This window comes from Thioalkalivibrio sp. AKL10, from assembly GCF_000381845.1.
In the GTDB taxonomy this organism is placed as follows: domain Bacteria; phylum Pseudomonadota; class Gammaproteobacteria; order Ectothiorhodospirales; family Ectothiorhodospiraceae; genus Thioalkalivibrio; species Thioalkalivibrio versutus.
The window spans coordinates 234,181-249,401 of the sequence record NZ_KB907144.1 but is presented as its reverse complement, the minus strand read 5'-3'; the positions used below and the strand labels follow the sequence as shown (position 1 = coordinate 249,401).

Below are 15,221 nucleotides of genomic sequence, written 5' to 3'. Positions count from 1 at the left end.
CATCCGCAGGGCGCCATGCGCCCGGAGACGCCCGAGACCACCGGGCGCCTGCGCACCGGTCTGACCACCGGTGTCTGCGCGACCGCGGCCGCCGTCGCCGATGCTCGCTGGCTGCTGGAGGGGCAGCGGCTCCAGACGGTCGAGGTCACCCTGCCCAGGGGACAGGTGGTAAACCTGGCACTGAACGACCTGGAACCGACCCCGGGTGGTGCGGTCGCCGGGGTCATCAAGGATGCCGGCGACGATCCCGATGCGACCCACGGGGCGCGGGTCTGGGTCGAGGTGACCCTGCGCGGTGCGCCCGGCGTCCAATTCATGGCGGGCGCCGGGGTGGGTACGGTCACGCGTCCGGGTCTGGTGCTGGCACCGGGCGAACCGGCGATCAATCCGGTCCCGCGGCGCATGATGCAGGGCCACCTGGAGGCGCTCGCCGAGGCGACCGGTTACAGCGGGGGCTTTCGCGTCACGGTTGGCGTGGATGGCGGCGAACGGATTGCCGAACGGACCATGAACGCGCGCCTGGGCATCCTCGGGGGTCTCTCGATCCTGGGCACGACCGGGATCGTGCGGCCGTTTTCCTGTGCCGCCTATATCGCATCCATCCATCAGGCCATCGACGTGGCCCGCGCCAACGCGTCTCCGCGCGTGGCCTGTTGTACCGGCGGCACCAGCGAGGCGGCGGTGCGTGATCGCTACAGCCTGGACGACATGGCGCTGATCGAGATGGGGGATCTGTTCGGGGCGGCGCTGAAGTACCTGCGGCGCCACCCCCTGCCCGCGGTGGTGCTGGCCGCGGGTTTCGGCAAGCTCAGCAAGTTCGCGGCCGGGCACCTGGATGCCCATAGCCGCAAGTCGCGCATCGATCTCGACGCCCTGGCGGGGGAAGCCGCGGATCTGGGCGCCAGCCCGGACCTGGTGGCGCGCATCCGCGCGGCCAACACCAGTGCCCAGGCCCTTGCGGACTGCCTGGAACAGGGTGTGGCGCTGGCCGACCGGATCAGCGCGCGCGCCTGGCAGCGGGCCCGCGGGATGTTGCCGGAGACCACGGCGCTGGAGGTCTGCGCGGTGGATCGGGCGGGCCGCATCGTCGGGTTTGCGGATGGTGCCGAGGGGCTCGCGCCATGACGGCCGCGGCGATTGCCCTGCAGTCGGTGGCCAAGCGCTACGCCGGTGGCCGGGTGGGGCTGGCGAACGTGGATCTGGAGGTGCCGGCGGGCCGCTTCTTCGGCCTGCTGGGGCCGAACGGGGCCGGCAAGACCACCCTGGTGGGGTTGTTGACCACGCTGGTGCGGGCGGATCGGGGCTCGATCCGGGTCTGCGGGTACGACGTGGCCACGCAGGCGGTTGCGGCGAAGGCGTGCATGGGCGTGGTACCGCAGGAGGTCAACTTCAACAGCTTCGAACCGGTGGGTGAGATCGTCGAGGCCCAGGCGGCCTACTACGGGCTGTCCCCGAGGCGGGCGCGTGAGCGAACCGGCGAGGTGCTGCAACAGGCGGGTCTGCTGGACCGGCGCGAACAGTCGGCCTGGGGCCTGTCGGGGGGCATGAAGCGGCGGCTGATGATTGCCCGGGCCCTGGTGCACCGCCCTCGCGTCCTGCTCCTGGACGAGCCGACGGCGGGGGTGGACCTGGAGGGGCGCCATGCCACCTGGGAGCTGTTGCGTGGCTTGAACGCAGATGGCGTGACGATCCTCCTGACCACCCATTACCTGGAGGAGGCCGAGACCCTGTGCGACACCCTGGCGATCCTGGACCAGGGCGAGATCGTCGCGCGCGGTGATACGGGCGAACTGCTGCACGGGCTGAACGTGCAGACCCTGGTGCTGGAACTGAACGTGCCGCTGGAAGCGGCCCCGGCGCTGGAGGGGTTGGCGATGCGTCTGACCGATCGCTGGACCCTGGAGGTCGACCTGCCTCAGGGCATGGAGGTGAATGACCTGTTCGACCGCCTGGGCGCAAGGGGGGTGCGTGTCGCGGGGGTTCGCAACAAGCGCAACCGGCTCGAGTCGCTGTTCCTGCAGCGCATCGCGGAACGCGCTGCCGCACCGCCGGGGAGGGGGACATGAGACTCGCGGCTTACGGATTTGCCTACCGCGGGATGGTGGTCAAACAGGTGCGGCGTTTCCTGCGCGCCTGGGTGCAGAACCTCCTGCCATCGGTGGTGACGACGGTCCTGTTCCTGGTGATCTTCGGTCACCTGATCGGGCGTGAGCTCGGCACCATGCGGGGTGTCGATTACGCCGATTTCATCCTGCCCGGCCTGATCATCCTGGCGGTGGCCACCAATGCCTACAGCAATGTGACGCTGGCGTTCTACGGCGCACGGCTGCAGCGACATATCGAGGAACTGCTGGTCGCGCCGCTGCCTGCCTGGCTGATTGTGGCGGGCTTCGCCACCGGCGGTGTGATTCGCGGGCTGCTGGCGGGTGCGCTGGTGGCGCTGGTCGCGATTCCGTTTACCAATCTCCAGTTGCACCACCTGGCGGCCACGCTGGGGATTGCGCTGATCAGCGCCTTGCTGTTCGCCCTGGCCGGGCTTCTGAACGGCCTGTATGCGCGCAGCTTCGACCATACCTCCGTGGTGGCCACGTTCGTGCTGACCCCGCTGATCTACCTGGGAGGCTTGTTCTACCCGGTGGAACGGATGCCGGAGCCCTGGCAGTCCCTGGCGGTGTTGAACCCGCTGTATTACATGATCGAGGGGTTTCGCTACGGTCTTCTGGGGACCGGGTCCTTCGCTTGGGCCACGACCTTCTGGGTCCTCGTGGGGGTGACCCTCTTCGTCGGCGGGCTGGCCTGGGCCCTGGTGGCGCGTGGCGTGCGGATCCGGACATGAGCGCGGGCAGGGTGAAACCATGAGTACCGATCGTTCACGGGTGCGCCGGGCCTGTCCGGGGGTGGCCGCGCCGGTGAGCACCGGGGACGGTCTGCTGATGCGGGTGCGGCACCCGATCGGGGGGCTGGATGCGGGGCAGGCGCAGACCCTCGCGGAGGTGGCGCGGCATTTTGGTTCCGGTGCCCTGGAGCTGACCAGCCGCGGCAATCTGCAGTTGCGTGGTCTGGACACCGCGGGGCTGGAACCGGCTCGCGCCGAGCTGGAGAACGCGGGTCTGGCCGACCACGATCCCGTGGTGGAGGCGGTGCGCAATGTCCTGGTGGCCCCGGTGTCGGATATCGATCCGGAGGCAGCCATAGATGTGCAGCCCCTCGCACGGGCCCTCGAACGGGCCCTGGGGGAGTACCCGCGTCTGCGGGCACTGCCGCCGAAGGTGGGGGTGCTGGTAGAGGCCGGCGGCGATTTGCCGCTGGATAGAGTGCCGGCGGACCTGCGGCTGGAGGCCTGTACGGGGCTGGGAGGGGTGTGGTTTCGGGTGGCCGTGGGCGCGTCCAGTCGCACGGCCACGGTGCTTGGCTGGACGCGCCCGGAGAAGGTCGTGGACGTTGCCCTGGCGGTGCTCGAACGATTCGTCGCATTGCGCGTAGGCGATGTGGATCCGCCGGGGCGGCTGGCTGGCGCCGTGGCCCGGTTTGGCCCCGAGGCGTTGACGCCGCCGGGGCTGGAGCGGGTGCTCCCGGGCGGCGACTGGGTCGCGGCGCGGATCCCCGGATACGCGGATGCCGGGATTGGGATGTGTCTGAACGGGCGCGCCTTCGGGATCGTGTTTCCGTTCGGGGCCTTGCGCGCCGAGGCGCTGCAGGGGCTGGCCGAGCATATCCGGGCGCACGACGGACGCTTGCGGCTGACGCCGTGGCGCAGCCTGCTTCTGACCGGGGTACCTCCTGTGGAGCCGGACCGCGTCACCGAGTGGGGTGGCGTGACCGATCCGGACGACCCGCGCCTGGCGGTGAGTGCCTGTATCGGGCAGACGGGTTGCTCCGCGGGCAGTACCGCCACGCGGGCGGATGCAGAGGCAGCCGCTGCCTGCGGGCTGCTTGGGGGGGGCGGGCAGGTGCATGTGAGTGGCTGCGACAAGCACTGTGGGCGTCCCGCGAATGCGCAGGTCCTGCTCACGGCGCGGGAAGGCCGCTATGAGCTGGCGCTGCAACGCGCCCCCGTGCGATGGGAGACCGTCCTGACGAGGCTGGAGCCGGGGCAAGTCGAGCTGGCCCTCGCGGCCCTCGATGCTATCGCCCGCGAAGAGGGTGGCGGGAGTGAGTCGAGGATCGAGGCCCTGCAACGGCTGGAGGGAACAGTGCTGACGAGACGTATGAACGCGAAGATGAACAACGGAGATTCAGCATGACGCAGAGCGATACGGCCGGGGCCGTACCCGACTATATCCGCGACGGGGCGGCCATCTACCGGGAGTCCTTCGCGATTATCCGGTCCGAGGCGGAACTGGACCGCTTCCCACAGGAGCTGGTGCCTGCGGTGGTGCGCATGATCCATGCCTGCGGCATGACCGACCTGCCGCGGGACGTCGGGTTTTCGGCCGGCGTGGCCCGGGCGGCCATTGATGCGCTGGCCGCCGGCGCGCCGATCCTGTGCGACAGCAACATGGTGGCGCACGGGATCACGCGGGCCCGGCTTCCGGCGGACAACCCGGTGATCTGCAGCCTGCGGGAGGACGGGGTGGCGGCGGCCGCCGAGCGTCTGGGCACCACGCGTTCGGCCGCGGCGCTGGAATGGTGGCGACCGCACCTGGACGGCGCGGTCGTGGCCATTGGCAATGCACCTACGGCGCTGTTTCACCTGCTGGAGATGCTGCACCAGGGCGCGCCGCGGCCGGCCGCCGTGCTCGGTATCCCGGTGGGGTTTGTTGGCGCGGTGGAGAGCAAGGAGGCGCTGGCCGCCAGCCCGCTGAACCTCGATTACCTGACCATTTTCGGACGCCGGGGTGGCAGTGCCATGGCCGCGGCGGCCATCAACGCCTTCGCGAGTGACCGGATATGACGACATCCCCCAACCTGCATGAACCCGAGACCGCGGGTTGTCTGTACGGCGTGGGCACCGGGCCCGGTGATCCCGAATTGCTGACGCTGAAGGCCGCGCGGCTGATTGCCGAGAGCCCGGTGGTGGCCTACTTCTGTCGCCGAGGCGGTCGTGGCCAGGCGCGCGCCATCGTGGACGCCCACCTGGGTACGGGGCAGCAGGAGATGCCGCTGGAGTATCCAGTGACCAATGAGATCCCGCACGGCTCCGACGAGTATCGCCGCCGCATCGAGCAGTTTTTCGACGCTGCCGCCGAGCAGCTGGCCGCCGAATTGGCAGCCGGGCGTTCGGTGGTGGTGCTGAACGAGGGCGATCCGTTCTTCTACGGATCGTTCATGCACGTCTACCTGCGACTGAAGGATCGGTTTCCCACTCACGTGGTCCCTGGCGTGACCTCGATGATGGCCTCGGCTGCGCAATTGTCGACGCCGCTGACTATGCGGGATGACCTGCTCACCGTGATCCCCGGCACGATGCCGATCGACGATCTGCGCCAGGCCCTGCAGGGGACCGATGCGGCGGTCATCATGAAGGTCGGAACCCATCGCGATGCGGTGGTCGGTGTCCTTCAGGAGCTGGGGCTGGACGAGCGCGCCTGGTACGTGGAGCGCGCGAGTACGCCGGAGGAGCGGGTCCTGCCGTTGTCCGCGATCCCGGAGCAGGTGCCCTATTTCTCGATGATCGTGATTCCTGGGCGCGGGGTTCGGCGATGAGCGGGGATGGCGATCAGGCGGTTGGTCGGTTGAGTGTGGTCGGGGTGGGGCCAGCCGGGCCGGAATGGATTACGCCGGAGGTCGCTGCCCGTCTCGAAGCGGCGACCGATCTGGTGGGATACGGGCCGTACCTGGAACGGATTGCGAGCGCCCATCACCGTGTGCACGCTTCTGACAACCGCGAGGAACTGGCGCGCGCAACCCACGCCCTGGACATGGCTGCCGAGGGGCGGGACGTGGCGGTGGTTTCGGGCGGCGATCCGGGCGTGTTTGCGATGGCAGCGGCGGTCTTCGAGGCCCTGGAAGGGGCGCAAGCTCGGCGCTGGGGGGGCGTCGAGGTGGATGTGGCCCCCGGGGTTTCGGCGATGCAGGCGGCCGCCGCGCGACTGGGCGCACCGCTGGGGAACGATTTCTGCGTGATCTCGCTGTCGGACAATCTCAAACCCTGGTCGCTGATCCAGCGTCGGGTGCGGCTGGCGGCCGAGGCCGACTTCGCCATGGCCTTCTACAACCCGATCTCGCGCGCACGTCCCTGGCAGTTGGGCGAGGCACTGGGCATCGTACGCGAGGTGCAGGGGCCGAACACCCTGGTTGTGCTGGCCACCGCGGTGGGCCGCGGCGAACGCGAAGACGTGCAGATCTCCTCCCTGGGCGAAGTGGACCCGACCACGGCGAACATGAGCACGTTGGTGATCGTGGGTGCCGCGTCCACCCGGGTGGTGGAGCGTCCGTCGGGCCGGCGGCATGTGTACACCCCGCGTTATGTCGAGTCGGCGGAATGAGGCGGGAGCCGCGTTAGCCGTGTGCGTCCGGGAGATCCTCCAGCCAGTCGAGTACCGCCTGCGGGGCGTGGAATCGTGGCACCCCGGGGGCGTCCGGCGGGCGTTCGACCATCACGACCGGGATACCCCGTTCGCGAGCCGCCTGCAGCTTGGCGGCCGTGGCATCGCCGCCGCTGTCCTTGGTCACCAGAACGTCAATCGCGTGTTCCCGCAAGAGGCACGCCTCGTCCTCGGCCGTGAACGGGCCCCGGGCGTGGATCCAGGTGACCCGCGGCAGCGCCGGCGGCGGTTCGGGCGGGTCGATGGTGCGGATCACGTAGTCCAGCTCGGGCGCGGCCTCGAAGGCCTCTAGGTGCTGGCGGCCGGTGGTCAGCAGCACGCGTCGGCCGATATCCGGAAGGGCGCGGGCGGCGGCCGCGAGGTCGGGCACGCGGATCCAGCGGTCCTCCGGCCCGGCCTCCCACGACGGCCGGGTCAGTCGGGCCAGCGGGATGCCGGTGTTGCGTGCGGCTGTGACGGCGTTGGCCGAGATCTGCCGCGCGAACGGGTGGGTCGCGTCCACCAGTGCGTCAATCGCGTGTGCGTGCAGCCAGGCGGCCAGGCCGTCGGCGCCGCCGAACCCGCCGGTGCGCCGAGGCAGCCGCGACGGCCCCGGTTTTCGGGTGCGCCCGGCCAGCGAGACGGTGGCCTGCAGCCGCGGGTGCGCATCCAGCAGCGGCTCCAGCGCTGCGGCCTCGGTGGTGCCGCCCAGCAGCAGAACGTGCCGGGGGCGAGCTGCCCTGGGGCTGGAGTCAGGAGATGAACGGGAGCTCATGAGGATGACCAGTCTAGCCACGAACAGCGAACGAACGCCATGGCTGAACATTGTCGGTGTGGGCGCGGACGGCCTGTCCGGACTGGCAACGGAGGCCCGTGAGGCCGTTGCGCAGGCGACCACGGTGATCGGTGGGGCCCGGCATCTGGAGATGCTGCCGCCGCAGCCGGGGCAGGAACGTCTGCTGTGGCCCTCGCCGCTGGAGACTGCTCTCGACTGGATCGAGGCGCGAGCGGGGAAGCCGCTGTGCGTGCTCGCCAGCGGCGATCCGTTTTGGTTCGGGGTTGGCACGACATTGCTGCGGCGTTTCCCGGTGGAAGCCACCCGCGTGTTTCCGGTGCCATCGGCGTTCAGCCTGGCCGCCGCGCGCATGGGCTGGCCGCTACAGGAGACCCGCTGCCTGTCGGTCCACGGCCGGCCCATGGAGGCGCTGCGCCCGTGGCTGCACGACGGCGCGCGGCTGCTGATCCTCAGCCGCGACGGTGAGACGCCTGGCGAGTTGGCCCAGTGGCTCGATGAATTGGGTTTCGGGGCCTCGACCCTGACCGTTCTGGAACAACTGGACGGGGCCTCGGAGCGCGTAGAGGCCGCCACGGTGGCGGAATGGAGGACATGTGGGGTGGATCCGCTGAACACGATCGCCCTGGAATGCCGTGCGTCCTCGACGGCCTCCGTGATCGCGGCGAGCGCCGGCCGGCCGGAGGATCAATTCGAGCAGGACGGGCAGATTACCAAGCGCGAGGTGCGTGCGGTAACGCTGGCCCTGCTGGCGCCCGGGCGTGGCGAGTGCCTGTGGGACATTGGCGCCGGGTCGGGGTCTGTCGGTATCGAGTGGATGCTGGCGGATCCAGCGAACCGCGCCGTGGCCATCGAGCCGCGTGCGGAGCGGCTGGAGCGGGTCCGGCGCAATGCGCGTGCCCTAGGGGTCCCGGCCCTGCAATGTATCTCCGGGCGCGCGCCGGAGGCGCTGGATGATCTGTCTGCCCCCGACGCGATCTTCATCGGGGGTGGGCTGACGATGCCCGGGCTGGTGGAACACTGCGTGGAGAGCCTGCGCCCGGGGGGGCGCCTGGTCGCCAACAGCGTGACGGTGGAAGGCGATGCGGTGCTGGCGGCGACGCGCGAGCGCCATGGTGGCGAGCTGACACGGATCAATGTGAGTCGCTCGGAACCGCTGGGCGCGATGTCGGGCTGGAAACCGCTGCGGCCGGTGACCCTGTGGTCCCTGCACCGGAGTTGAACCAGGCGGGATCCTGGGTCGTGCCAGGCGTCGGCTTTGCCTCTGCCTGTACGACGCGGGAGCTGGAGGGTCTGATTCGTGCGGTTCTGGCCGAGGCCCGCGCCATGCCGGGAGTGGAGCGTGCCGGGGCGATCGGGGCCCGGCAGCTGGCGGCGCCGGCGCACAAGAGCGACAGCGCCATGCTGGCGACGGTGGCGTGCGAGCTGGAACTGGAACTCGTATTTCTGTCCGCGGCCGCGCTGGCGGACTGCGACGGCGTAGTGCTTACGGAGTCGCGGCGGGCACGTGCAACCGCCGATGTCGGGTCGGTGGCCGAGGCGGCGGCGCTGGCGGCAGCCGGCGCAGGCGCGCGTTTGCTGTTGCCGCGTCGTCTGTCAGCGCGGGCCAGCTGTGCGGTGGCCTGGGTCGATGCCCATCACCTATCCAAGGAGTCATCATGACGGTTCATTTTGTCGGAGCGGGGCCGGGTGCCGCGGACCTGCTGACCCTGCGCGGGCGCGATCGCATTGCGGCCTGTCCGGTATGCCTGTACGCGGGTTCACTGGTACCCGAGGCCGTGCTGGAGCATGCGCCGGAGGGGGCGCGTGTGATCAACACCGCGCCGTTGACGCTGGACGCGATCATGGACGAGATCCAGCGCGCGCATGCGGCCGGTGAGGATGTCGCACGACTGCATTCCGGCGATCTGTCGGTGTACAGCGCCCTGGGCGAACAGATCCGCCGCCTGGAGGCGGCCGGGATCGACTACACCATCACCCCGGGCGTGCCGGCGTTTTCCGCGGCCGCGGCGACCCTGGGGCGCGAACTGACCGTGCCGGAGGTGGCACAGTCGGTGGTGCTGACGCGTACGCCGGGACGGGCCTCGTCGATGCCGGAGCGCGAACGGCTGGAGGCTTTCGCCGCGACCGGGGCGACCCTGGCGATCCACCTATCGCTGCACAATATCGAGACCGTGGTCGAGGACCTGCGTCCGCACTACGGCTGCGACTGTCCGGTGGCGATCGTCTTCCGCGCCAGCTGGCCGGACGAGACCGTGGTGCGCGGTTCGCTGGGCAATATCGTGGAACGGGCAGTGGCCCTGACCACGCGGCGTTCGGCGCTGATCCTGGTGGGGCCGGCGCTGGATCCGGGCGATTTCCGCGACAGTGCGCTGTACGACCCGGCGCACGTGCGCCGTTATCGGGGCATGGACGGGGACTAAGCGTCGCGTCTTCGATCTTCCGCAGGCAGGGACGATCCCGGTGAGCGTTGTGGAGGCCCCGGTGTTCGCCTGCAAGCAGGCTCCTTGTGTCTTGCGGTTCACGGCGATGTGGCAGCCTGCTTGCAGGCGAAGGTGGTTGCTTCCTGGTCAGGATTACGGAAAGGGGCCGCCAGGCGGCCCCTTGGTTCCTACCCGGTTCAGCGGCGGCGGTAGTTGTCGTGACAGGCCAGGCAATGGTGGCGCACGCCGTTCAGGGCCTCGGTGGCGCGAAGCTGGAAGTCTTCGTTCCCCAGGTCCTCGGCCGACTCCACCTTGCGCTGTAGTTGTTGGGCGGCCTCGCGGTAGGCGGCCTTGTACTCGGCGAAGTCCGGGTCTTCCCAGGCCGCGGGCAGGGCTCCGGGTTCGCCGTGCCGCGCGGGTGTCTCGCGTGCGAACCAGGTTTCGATGTCGTCGGCGCGGCGCGCCAGTTCCTCGGCCAGATCGGGCAGACGTCCGGCGAATGGTGCGCCATAACGCAGGATCTGCTCGATGCTGCGGTAGGTGGCGGATGTGCCCTGCATGCTCTGCTGACGGAAGCGCTGGAAGGCCTCGGTGGCGTCCACTGTGTCCGGGTCGTCCAGGGTCTCGCTGTAGTCGTCACCCCAGGGCCCGGGCATCGGAAGCGTCACCTCGCCGGCATGGGCGACGGTGGCGGCGAGCAGGATCAGGACAAGGCCGGTGACCCGGAGGGCCGGTGTGAAGGTGGTTCTAGTCATGTCGGATCTCCTTTCCGGTTTCAGAAGCGGAACTGGTGCTGCAAGTGCAGCTCCCAGTCTGAAGTGCCAGCGTCGCGGTCCAGCCACATCAATTGGGTCTTTTGTCGCTGGCCGCGGTGATACCAGTTGAGGCCGGCGCCCCATTCGCGCTGCCAGCGCTCGTCGGTGCCGAGGTCGTCGCCGGCGTCGTGGCGCAGCACAGCGTGGCGCGCGGCGACCTCTAGCCCCTCCCAGGGCAGTGCCTGGGCCAGCTCGAGTTCGGCGCCCAGGTCGTGGTAGGAGGGACCGTGATCGGGCGATACGTCGCGGCGGAAGGCGGCGACTGAAATGGCGGTGCGGGCAAACTTGACGACGCTGTCGGCCGTTGCGGTGACCCAGTCGGCGCGTTGCTGATTTACCTGGTTCTCCCGTCCGCGAGTCCAGTCGCGCAGGTGATTGCGGTTCGCCGCCTGCAGGCCGACGCCGTGGGCCACCGTATGCTCGACCGGCTTGCCGACGGTCGTGTTGTCGCGCGGAAGGGTACCTACCGGTGCCCAGGCCCCCCGAGCGCTGAACAGGTGGCCGGAGGTGGACGGTCGGTCATCCCGCTGGTCAAGGCGGCCGCGACCGTCAAACACGCCGATGGCCCAGGCCCGGTCGTCGCCGTCGCCCCCCAGTAGGGTGACGCCGGTATCGCGTCCGGCCGGGACCTCGAACTGATTCCCCGCGATGCTCAACTCGGTGAACAGCCGGTTGGGGCCGCCGATGTCCCGCGGCAGACCGAAGGGCACGGTGAACTGGCCGGCGCGCAGGTCGAGGGACTCGGTCAGCGCGTATTGGAGCCAGACATCGCGCATCGAGAGCTCGCCGCTGCTGAAGTCGGGCTGCAGGCGAAAACTAAGATCGGGGTGGAAGAGGGTGCCCGTCGTATCCAGCCAGGCGCGGCGAAAGTCGAATTCGGTGGTGGTTCCCTCGTCGCCCCGCTCGATGGCGTAGCGGCCCTGGATGAGCGGGTCCAGGGTGATGGCGAAGTCGTCGGCTTCGCTTCCGAATTCGAACTGTGCCTGGAGGGGGGAAGCCCCGCCACTGGCGATCAACAGGCCGAGAAGGGTCGGGGCCGGAGCCAGGAGTGGCGGCCGGCCGGGTCGTCGGGTCGGTTTGTTCAAAGTCATTCTCCCTGGGACGCACACCCCGTGCGCCGTGGATGGAATGACGCTGGGTGGGCCAGGGGAGGTCGGGGACTATAGACACAGCGAGCCCGACCCGACCGCTTGCCCGCCGCAGCGTCAGGTTTCCTCCTGGCCGGTCTCCGGACTCGTGAAGCGGGCGGGGGTGCCCGGGCGGATCGCCTTCCCACGCCGAATTGCGGCGCAGTGGTTGTCGATCCGTTGTCTTCACCTACCGTTGCGGGGGCAGTGCCGGCATTGCGAACGGCAGTTCGCGCACCGGCTTCCCGATTATCCCCGGCGATGGAACGCCAGGGCACCTGGAGGCGGGGCGAAGGGTACTGGTGTGCAAACAGGCCGGCAAGAGGCGCGTTTGATGAGCGACCAACCGCAATGATTGATCTGGATCAACGGGCGGGCTGATTTCGCTGGTCGATCGAATACCGGGTCGATAGGGTGGGATTCAGGTGATTTGGACCGAGTCTATATCGGTCTTCGCCGACACCGATCCAATCTCAGGGAGACGCGCCATGATTCGACGTTCTTATCTTCGTAGCGCCATCTTTTCGGCCTGCACCGCCCTGGCGCTGGGCGTGGCCGCGCCCGCCGTGGCGGATACCGACTACTCGCAGTACCGGGATGTGTTCGAGCCGCTGCCGGCGCTGCCGCCGATCCCGGCGGACAACTCGATGACGAAGGAGAAGATCGAACTGGGCAAGATGCTGTTCTTCGAGCCGCGCATCTCCAGTTCGGGCGTGATCTCCTGCGCGACCTGCCACAACCCGGCGCTGGGCTGGGCGGATCGTATCCCGCGTGCGGTGGGTCATGACGGCCAGGTCGGCGAGCGCAACACCCCGACGGTGCTGAACTCCGGCTTCTTCACGGCACAGTTCTGGGACGGTCGCGAGGACGACCTGGAAGGCCAGGCGCTGGGTCCGATCCAGGACGCGATCGAGATGGCGATGCCATTGGAGGACGCAATCGAGCGTCTGGAAGAGTTCAACGAGTACCAGGAGAAGTTCGAGGCCGCCTATCCGGACTATGACGGTGACAACGTGATCAATGCCGATCACGTGGCCCATGCGCTGGCGACCTTCCAGCGCACGCTGAACACCCCGAACTCGCCGCTGGATCGCTGGCTGGTCGGGGACGAGGGCGCGATGAGCGAGCAGCAGATGCGCGGCATGAAGCTGTTCGCGGATAACGGCTGCGTCGCCTGCCACCGTGGCCCGGCACTGACCGACAGCCACTTCCATCGCATCCAGGTGCCGGGCTCGGAAGACGAGGGCCGTTACCTGGTGACCGGGGAGGAGAGTGATCGCTTTGCCTTCAAGACCCCGACCCTGCGCAACGTGGCCCTGACCTACCCCTACATGAACAACGGCGAGACCGCCACGCTGGACGAGGCGATCCGCATCATGGGGCAGGAGATGCTGGGCATGGAGTTTAGCGACGATGAAGTCGCGGACCTGGAGGCCTTCATGCACGCGCTGACCGGTGACATGCCGCAGTTCGAGATCCCGTCACTGCCATAAGCGACCGGTCGCCACTGGCGATGACAAGCCCCCTCCGGGTCCGGAGGGGGCTTTTTTGTGTCGCCTATTCGACGGTGATGGTGATCTTGTCGGAGGTCACTGGCGGGTCGAAGCTGAGGTGGCGGTAGTCCATGAAGAGCAATTGCAGGGTGTGGGTGCCTGGTTCCAGTTCGATTTCGCCTTCCGTCTGACCGCCTCCGAAGTGGCGCTTGTGGTCGGAGAAGGGGAGCGAGGCATCCAGGTCGACCTCGTCCAGCGGCTGGTTCACCAACAGGTGGTGATGCCCGGTGTTGTCGGCCTCGACGCCGGCCGGGGCCACGCCCATGCCGCGCAGGCCCATCTGGATCCGCACGGGACTCTCGACGGTGTCGCCATCCTGCGGGCTGATGAAATATACCTTGGCTTCATCGGCGGCCGAAACGCGCTCCATGCTGGTGGCGCTGCCAGCGGCCAGGGCGAATCCCCCGGTGACCAGAGCGATGGTTGCAAGTTGGGTGAGCGAAACCGGTTTCATTAGGACTCCTTTGGGCGGCGCAGGCCCCTGTGGTTGCCTGTCTTGAGTATAGCCAACCGAAACCGGGCTGCAGGGTCATCGGGGAGTATCGTTCTGCTACCCTAGTTCCCCCTATTCTTGCTACCCCTGATCGAGTGTCCTGCGCATGAGTTTCCGTACCCGCTTTGCTCCCAGTCCCACCGGCTATCTCCACATCGGTGGTGCCCGTACCGCGCTCTTCTCCTGGCTGTATGCCCGCCACCATGGGGGCGAGTTCGTGCTGCGCATTGAAGACACTGACCTGGAACGTAGTACTGCGGAGTCGGTGAACGCGATCCTGGAGGGCATGAACTGGTTGGGTCTGACCTATGACCACGGCCCGTTCTATCAGACCGAACGGTTCGACCGGTATCGCGAAGTGATCGAGCAGCTGATGGCCGCTGGCCACGCCTACCGCTGCTACTGCTCGAGGGAAGAGCTGGACGCGATGCGCGAGGAGCAGAAGGCGCGCAAGGAGAAGCCGCGCTACGACGGTCGCTGCCGCGCCCGTACCGAGCCGCGCGAGGGCGTGGAGCCGGTCATCCGCTTTCGCACGCCGGACGAGGGCGTGACAGTTGTTGACGACATGGTGCGCGGGAAGGTCGCGTTCCAGAATCACGAGCTGGATGACCTCATCATCGCCCGCTCGGATGGCTCGCCGACCTACAACCTGACGGTGGTGGTCGACGACATGGATATGGGCATCACCCACGTGGTGCGCGGCGACGATCACCTGAACAACACGCCGCGCCAGATCAACATCCTCAAGGCGCTGGGGGTGGAGCCGCCGCGCTATGGCCACCTGCCGATGATCATGGGGCCCGACGGCGCCAAGCTGTCCAAACGCCACGGCGCGGTGTCGGTCATGCAGTACCGCGACGAGGGCTACCTGCCGGAGGCCCTGCTCAACTATCTGGTGCGCCTGGGCTGGGCGCATGGCGACCAGGAGATCTTCGGACTGGACGAACTGGTTCGCCTGTTCGATATCAAGGACGTGAACCAATCCGCCTCCGCCATCAACCCGGACAAGCTCCTGTGGCTGAACCAGCATTACATCAAGACGCTGGACCCGGACCACGTCGCGCTGGAACTGGGCTGGCACCTGGGGCAGCTGGGGATCGATCCCTCCGAAGGGCCGGAACTGCGCGACGTGGTCATCGCGCAGCGCGAACGGGCGCGTACCCTGCGCGAGATGGCCGAGAACAGCGTGTATTTCTATCGCGAGTTCGAGGACTACGACGAGAAGGCGGCGCGCAAGCAGCTGACCGCCGAGGCGCAGCCCGTGCTGCAAACCCTGCACGATGGCTTCAGCGCTCTCGGGGCGTGGGAGAAGGAGGCGCTGCACGAGGTGGTGGTGCACACCGGCGAGCGGCTGGAGCTCAAGCTCGGCAAGGTGGCGCAGCCCTTGCGTGTGGCCCTTACCGGCGGCACGGTGTCCCCGCCCATCGATGACACGTTGGTGCTCATTGGTCGCGAGCGCGTTCTGGCCCGTATCGACCGTGCGTTGCAGAAAATTTCCGCCGCAGCGGGTTGACACATTTGGGGGTGCTGGCTACAGTACGCGCTCGCCT

At 68.4% G+C, this 15,221-nt stretch carries 16 protein-coding genes and 1 riboswitch; of the genes, 12 read left to right on the top strand and 4 right to left on the bottom strand.

What is annotated here, in order from left to right:
* The first annotated feature begins 15 nt into the window (after window positions 1-15).
* From G333_RS0109865 to cobJ, 7 genes are read left to right on the top strand one after another with little or no spacing between them, the layout of a single operon-like run.
* The gene (locus G333_RS0109865; RefSeq protein WP_018146016.1) at window positions 16-1,125 is read left to right on the top strand and encodes a cobalt-precorrin-5B (C(1))-methyltransferase; all 1,110 of its coding nucleotides are present in this window, start codon (window positions 16-18) and stop codon (window positions 1,123-1,125) included.
* The gene (locus G333_RS0109860; protein ID WP_018146015.1) at window positions 1,122-2,066 is read left to right on the top strand and encodes an ABC transporter ATP-binding protein; all 945 of its coding nucleotides are present in this window, start codon (window positions 1,122-1,124) and stop codon (window positions 2,064-2,066) included. The genes G333_RS0109865 and G333_RS0109860 overlap by 4 nt, the downstream gene beginning before the upstream one ends.
* Entirely contained in the window at window positions 2,063-2,836 is a 774-nt protein-coding gene (locus G333_RS0109855) for an ABC transporter permease (protein ID WP_081624531.1), read from the top strand. The genes G333_RS0109860 and G333_RS0109855 overlap by 4 nt, the downstream gene beginning before the upstream one ends.
* Window positions 2,837-2,855: 19 nt before the next feature.
* Window positions 2,856-4,244: a precorrin-3B synthase gene (gene cobG / locus G333_RS0109850; RefSeq protein WP_018146013.1), complete on the top strand. Its 1,389-nt coding sequence runs from the start codon at window positions 2,856-2,858 to the stop codon at window positions 4,242-4,244.
* Window positions 4,241-4,894, top strand: a complete 654-nt coding sequence (locus G333_RS0109845) for a precorrin-8X methylmutase (RefSeq protein ID WP_018146012.1) — start codon at window positions 4,241-4,243, stop codon at window positions 4,892-4,894. The genes cobG and G333_RS0109845 overlap by 4 nt, the downstream gene beginning before the upstream one ends.
* Window positions 4,891-5,646, top strand: a complete 756-nt coding sequence (locus G333_RS0109840) for a precorrin-2 C(20)-methyltransferase (protein ID WP_018146011.1) — start codon at window positions 4,891-4,893, stop codon at window positions 5,644-5,646. The genes G333_RS0109845 and G333_RS0109840 overlap by 4 nt, the downstream gene beginning before the upstream one ends.
* Complete coding sequence (gene cobJ / locus G333_RS0109835; protein WP_018146010.1) at window positions 5,643-6,428, top strand: precorrin-3B C(17)-methyltransferase; 786 nt, start codon at window positions 5,643-5,645, stop codon at window positions 6,426-6,428. The genes G333_RS0109840 and cobJ overlap by 4 nt, the downstream gene beginning before the upstream one ends.
* A 13-nt stretch (window positions 6,429-6,441) precedes the next feature.
* On the opposite strand, the gene G333_RS0109830 is transcribed toward cobJ, so the two are convergent.
* Window positions 6,442-7,242: a cobalt-precorrin-6A reductase gene (locus G333_RS0109830; protein ID WP_026182138.1), complete on the bottom strand. Its 801-nt coding sequence runs from the start codon at window positions 7,240-7,242 to the stop codon at window positions 6,442-6,444.
* Window positions 7,243-7,246: 4 nt separating this feature from the next.
* On the opposite strand from G333_RS0109830, the gene G333_RS0109825 reads away from it, so the two are divergent.
* The 3 genes from G333_RS0109825 to cobM are packed head-to-tail and all read left to right on the top strand — an operon-like array spanning window position 7,247 to window position 9,683.
* Window positions 7,247-8,482 carry a bifunctional cobalt-precorrin-7 (C(5))-methyltransferase/cobalt-precorrin-6B (C(15))-methyltransferase gene (locus G333_RS0109825; protein WP_026182137.1) on the top strand — a complete coding sequence of 412 codons (1,236 nt, stop codon included), beginning with the start codon at window positions 7,247-7,249 and terminating at the stop codon, window positions 8,480-8,482.
* The gene (locus tag G333_RS0109820; protein WP_018146007.1) at window positions 8,479-8,922 is read left to right on the top strand and encodes a cobalamin biosynthesis protein; all 444 of its coding nucleotides are present in this window, start codon (window positions 8,479-8,481) and stop codon (window positions 8,920-8,922) included. The genes G333_RS0109825 and G333_RS0109820 overlap by 4 nt, the downstream gene beginning before the upstream one ends.
* Entirely contained in the window at window positions 8,919-9,683 is a 765-nt protein-coding gene (cobM, locus tag G333_RS0109815) for a precorrin-4 C(11)-methyltransferase (protein WP_017942390.1), read from the top strand. Before G333_RS0109820 ends, cobM begins: the two co-directional genes overlap by 4 nt.
* 197 nt (window positions 9,684-9,880) lie before the next feature.
* Here the strand turns inward: cobM and G333_RS0109810 are convergent, their stop codons facing one another.
* Both G333_RS0109810 and G333_RS0109805 read right to left on the bottom strand, forming a co-directional pair.
* Window positions 9,881-10,438, bottom strand: a complete 558-nt coding sequence (locus G333_RS0109810; RefSeq protein ID WP_018146006.1) for a cytochrome c — start codon at window positions 10,436-10,438, stop codon at window positions 9,881-9,883.
* 20 nt (window positions 10,439-10,458) lie between these two features.
* Window positions 10,459-11,589, bottom strand: a complete 1,131-nt coding sequence (locus tag G333_RS0109805) for a porin (protein WP_038032275.1) — start codon at window positions 11,587-11,589, stop codon at window positions 10,459-10,461.
* Between the two features lie 110 nt (window positions 11,590-11,699).
* Window positions 11,700-11,922, bottom strand: a riboswitch (cobalamin riboswitch).
* A gap of 191 nt (window positions 11,923-12,113) precedes the next feature.
* On the opposite strand from G333_RS0109805, the gene G333_RS0109800 reads away from it, so the two are divergent.
* Entirely contained in the window at window positions 12,114-13,118 is a 1,005-nt protein-coding gene (locus tag G333_RS0109800; RefSeq protein ID WP_018951231.1) for a cytochrome-c peroxidase, read from the top strand.
* 64 nt (window positions 13,119-13,182) lie between these two features.
* On the opposite strand, the gene G333_RS0109795 is transcribed toward G333_RS0109800, so the two are convergent.
* Window positions 13,183-13,632 carry a DUF4399 domain-containing protein gene (locus G333_RS0109795; RefSeq protein ID WP_018951232.1) on the bottom strand — a complete coding sequence of 150 codons (450 nt, stop codon included), beginning with the start codon at window positions 13,630-13,632 and terminating at the stop codon, window positions 13,183-13,185.
* A 145-nt stretch (window positions 13,633-13,777) separates the two neighbouring features.
* On the opposite strand from G333_RS0109795, the gene gltX reads away from it, so the two are divergent.
* Window positions 13,778-15,184, top strand: coding sequence for a glutamate--tRNA ligase (gltX, locus tag G333_RS0109790; RefSeq protein WP_018951233.1), 1,407 nt, complete (start codon window positions 13,778-13,780; stop codon window positions 15,182-15,184).
* Window positions 15,185-15,221: the final 37 nt, after the last annotated feature.

Bases quoted from the DNA above. Each gene is read 5' to 3' on its own strand.
- G333_RS0109800 (WP_018951231.1), top strand. From the start codon at position 12,114: ATGATTCGACGTTCTTATCTTCGTAGCGCCATCTTTTCGGCCTGCACC.
- G333_RS0109840 (WP_018146011.1), top strand. From the start codon at position 4,891: ATGACGACATCCCCCAACCTGCATGAACCCGAGACCGCGGGTTGTCTG.
- cobJ (WP_018146010.1), top strand. From the start codon at position 5,643: ATGAGCGGGGATGGCGATCAGGCGGTTGGTCGGTTGAGTGTGGTCGGG.
- G333_RS0109825 (WP_026182137.1), top strand. From the start codon at position 7,247: ATGACCAGTCTAGCCACGAACAGCGAACGAACGCCATGGCTGAACATT.
- gltX (WP_018951233.1), top strand. From the start codon at position 13,778: ATGAGTTTCCGTACCCGCTTTGCTCCCAGTCCCACCGGCTATCTCCAC.
- G333_RS0109810 (WP_018146006.1), bottom strand. From the start codon at position 10,438: ATGACTAGAACCACCTTCACACCGGCCCTCCGGGTCACCGGCCTTGTC.
- G333_RS0109855 (WP_081624531.1), top strand. From the start codon at position 2,063: ATGAGACTCGCGGCTTACGGATTTGCCTACCGCGGGATGGTGGTCAAA.
- G333_RS0109805 (WP_038032275.1), bottom strand. From the start codon at position 11,589: ATGACTTTGAACAAACCGACCCGACGACCCGGCCGGCCGCCACTCCTG.
- G333_RS0109845 (WP_018146012.1), top strand. From the start codon at position 4,241: ATGACGCAGAGCGATACGGCCGGGGCCGTACCCGACTATATCCGCGAC.
- G333_RS0109830 (WP_026182138.1), bottom strand. From the start codon at position 7,242: ATGAGCTCCCGTTCATCTCCTGACTCCAGCCCCAGGGCAGCTCGCCCC.
- cobG (WP_018146013.1), top strand. From the start codon at position 2,856: ATGAGTACCGATCGTTCACGGGTGCGCCGGGCCTGTCCGGGGGTGGCC.
- G333_RS0109795 (WP_018951232.1), bottom strand. From the start codon at position 13,632: ATGAAACCGGTTTCGCTCACCCAACTTGCAACCATCGCTCTGGTCACC.
- cobM (WP_017942390.1), top strand. From the start codon at position 8,919: ATGACGGTTCATTTTGTCGGAGCGGGGCCGGGTGCCGCGGACCTGCTG.
- G333_RS0109865 (WP_018146016.1), top strand. From the start codon at position 16: ATGCGCCCGGAGACGCCCGAGACCACCGGGCGCCTGCGCACCGGTCTG.
- G333_RS0109860 (WP_018146015.1), top strand. From the start codon at position 1,122: ATGACGGCCGCGGCGATTGCCCTGCAGTCGGTGGCCAAGCGCTACGCC.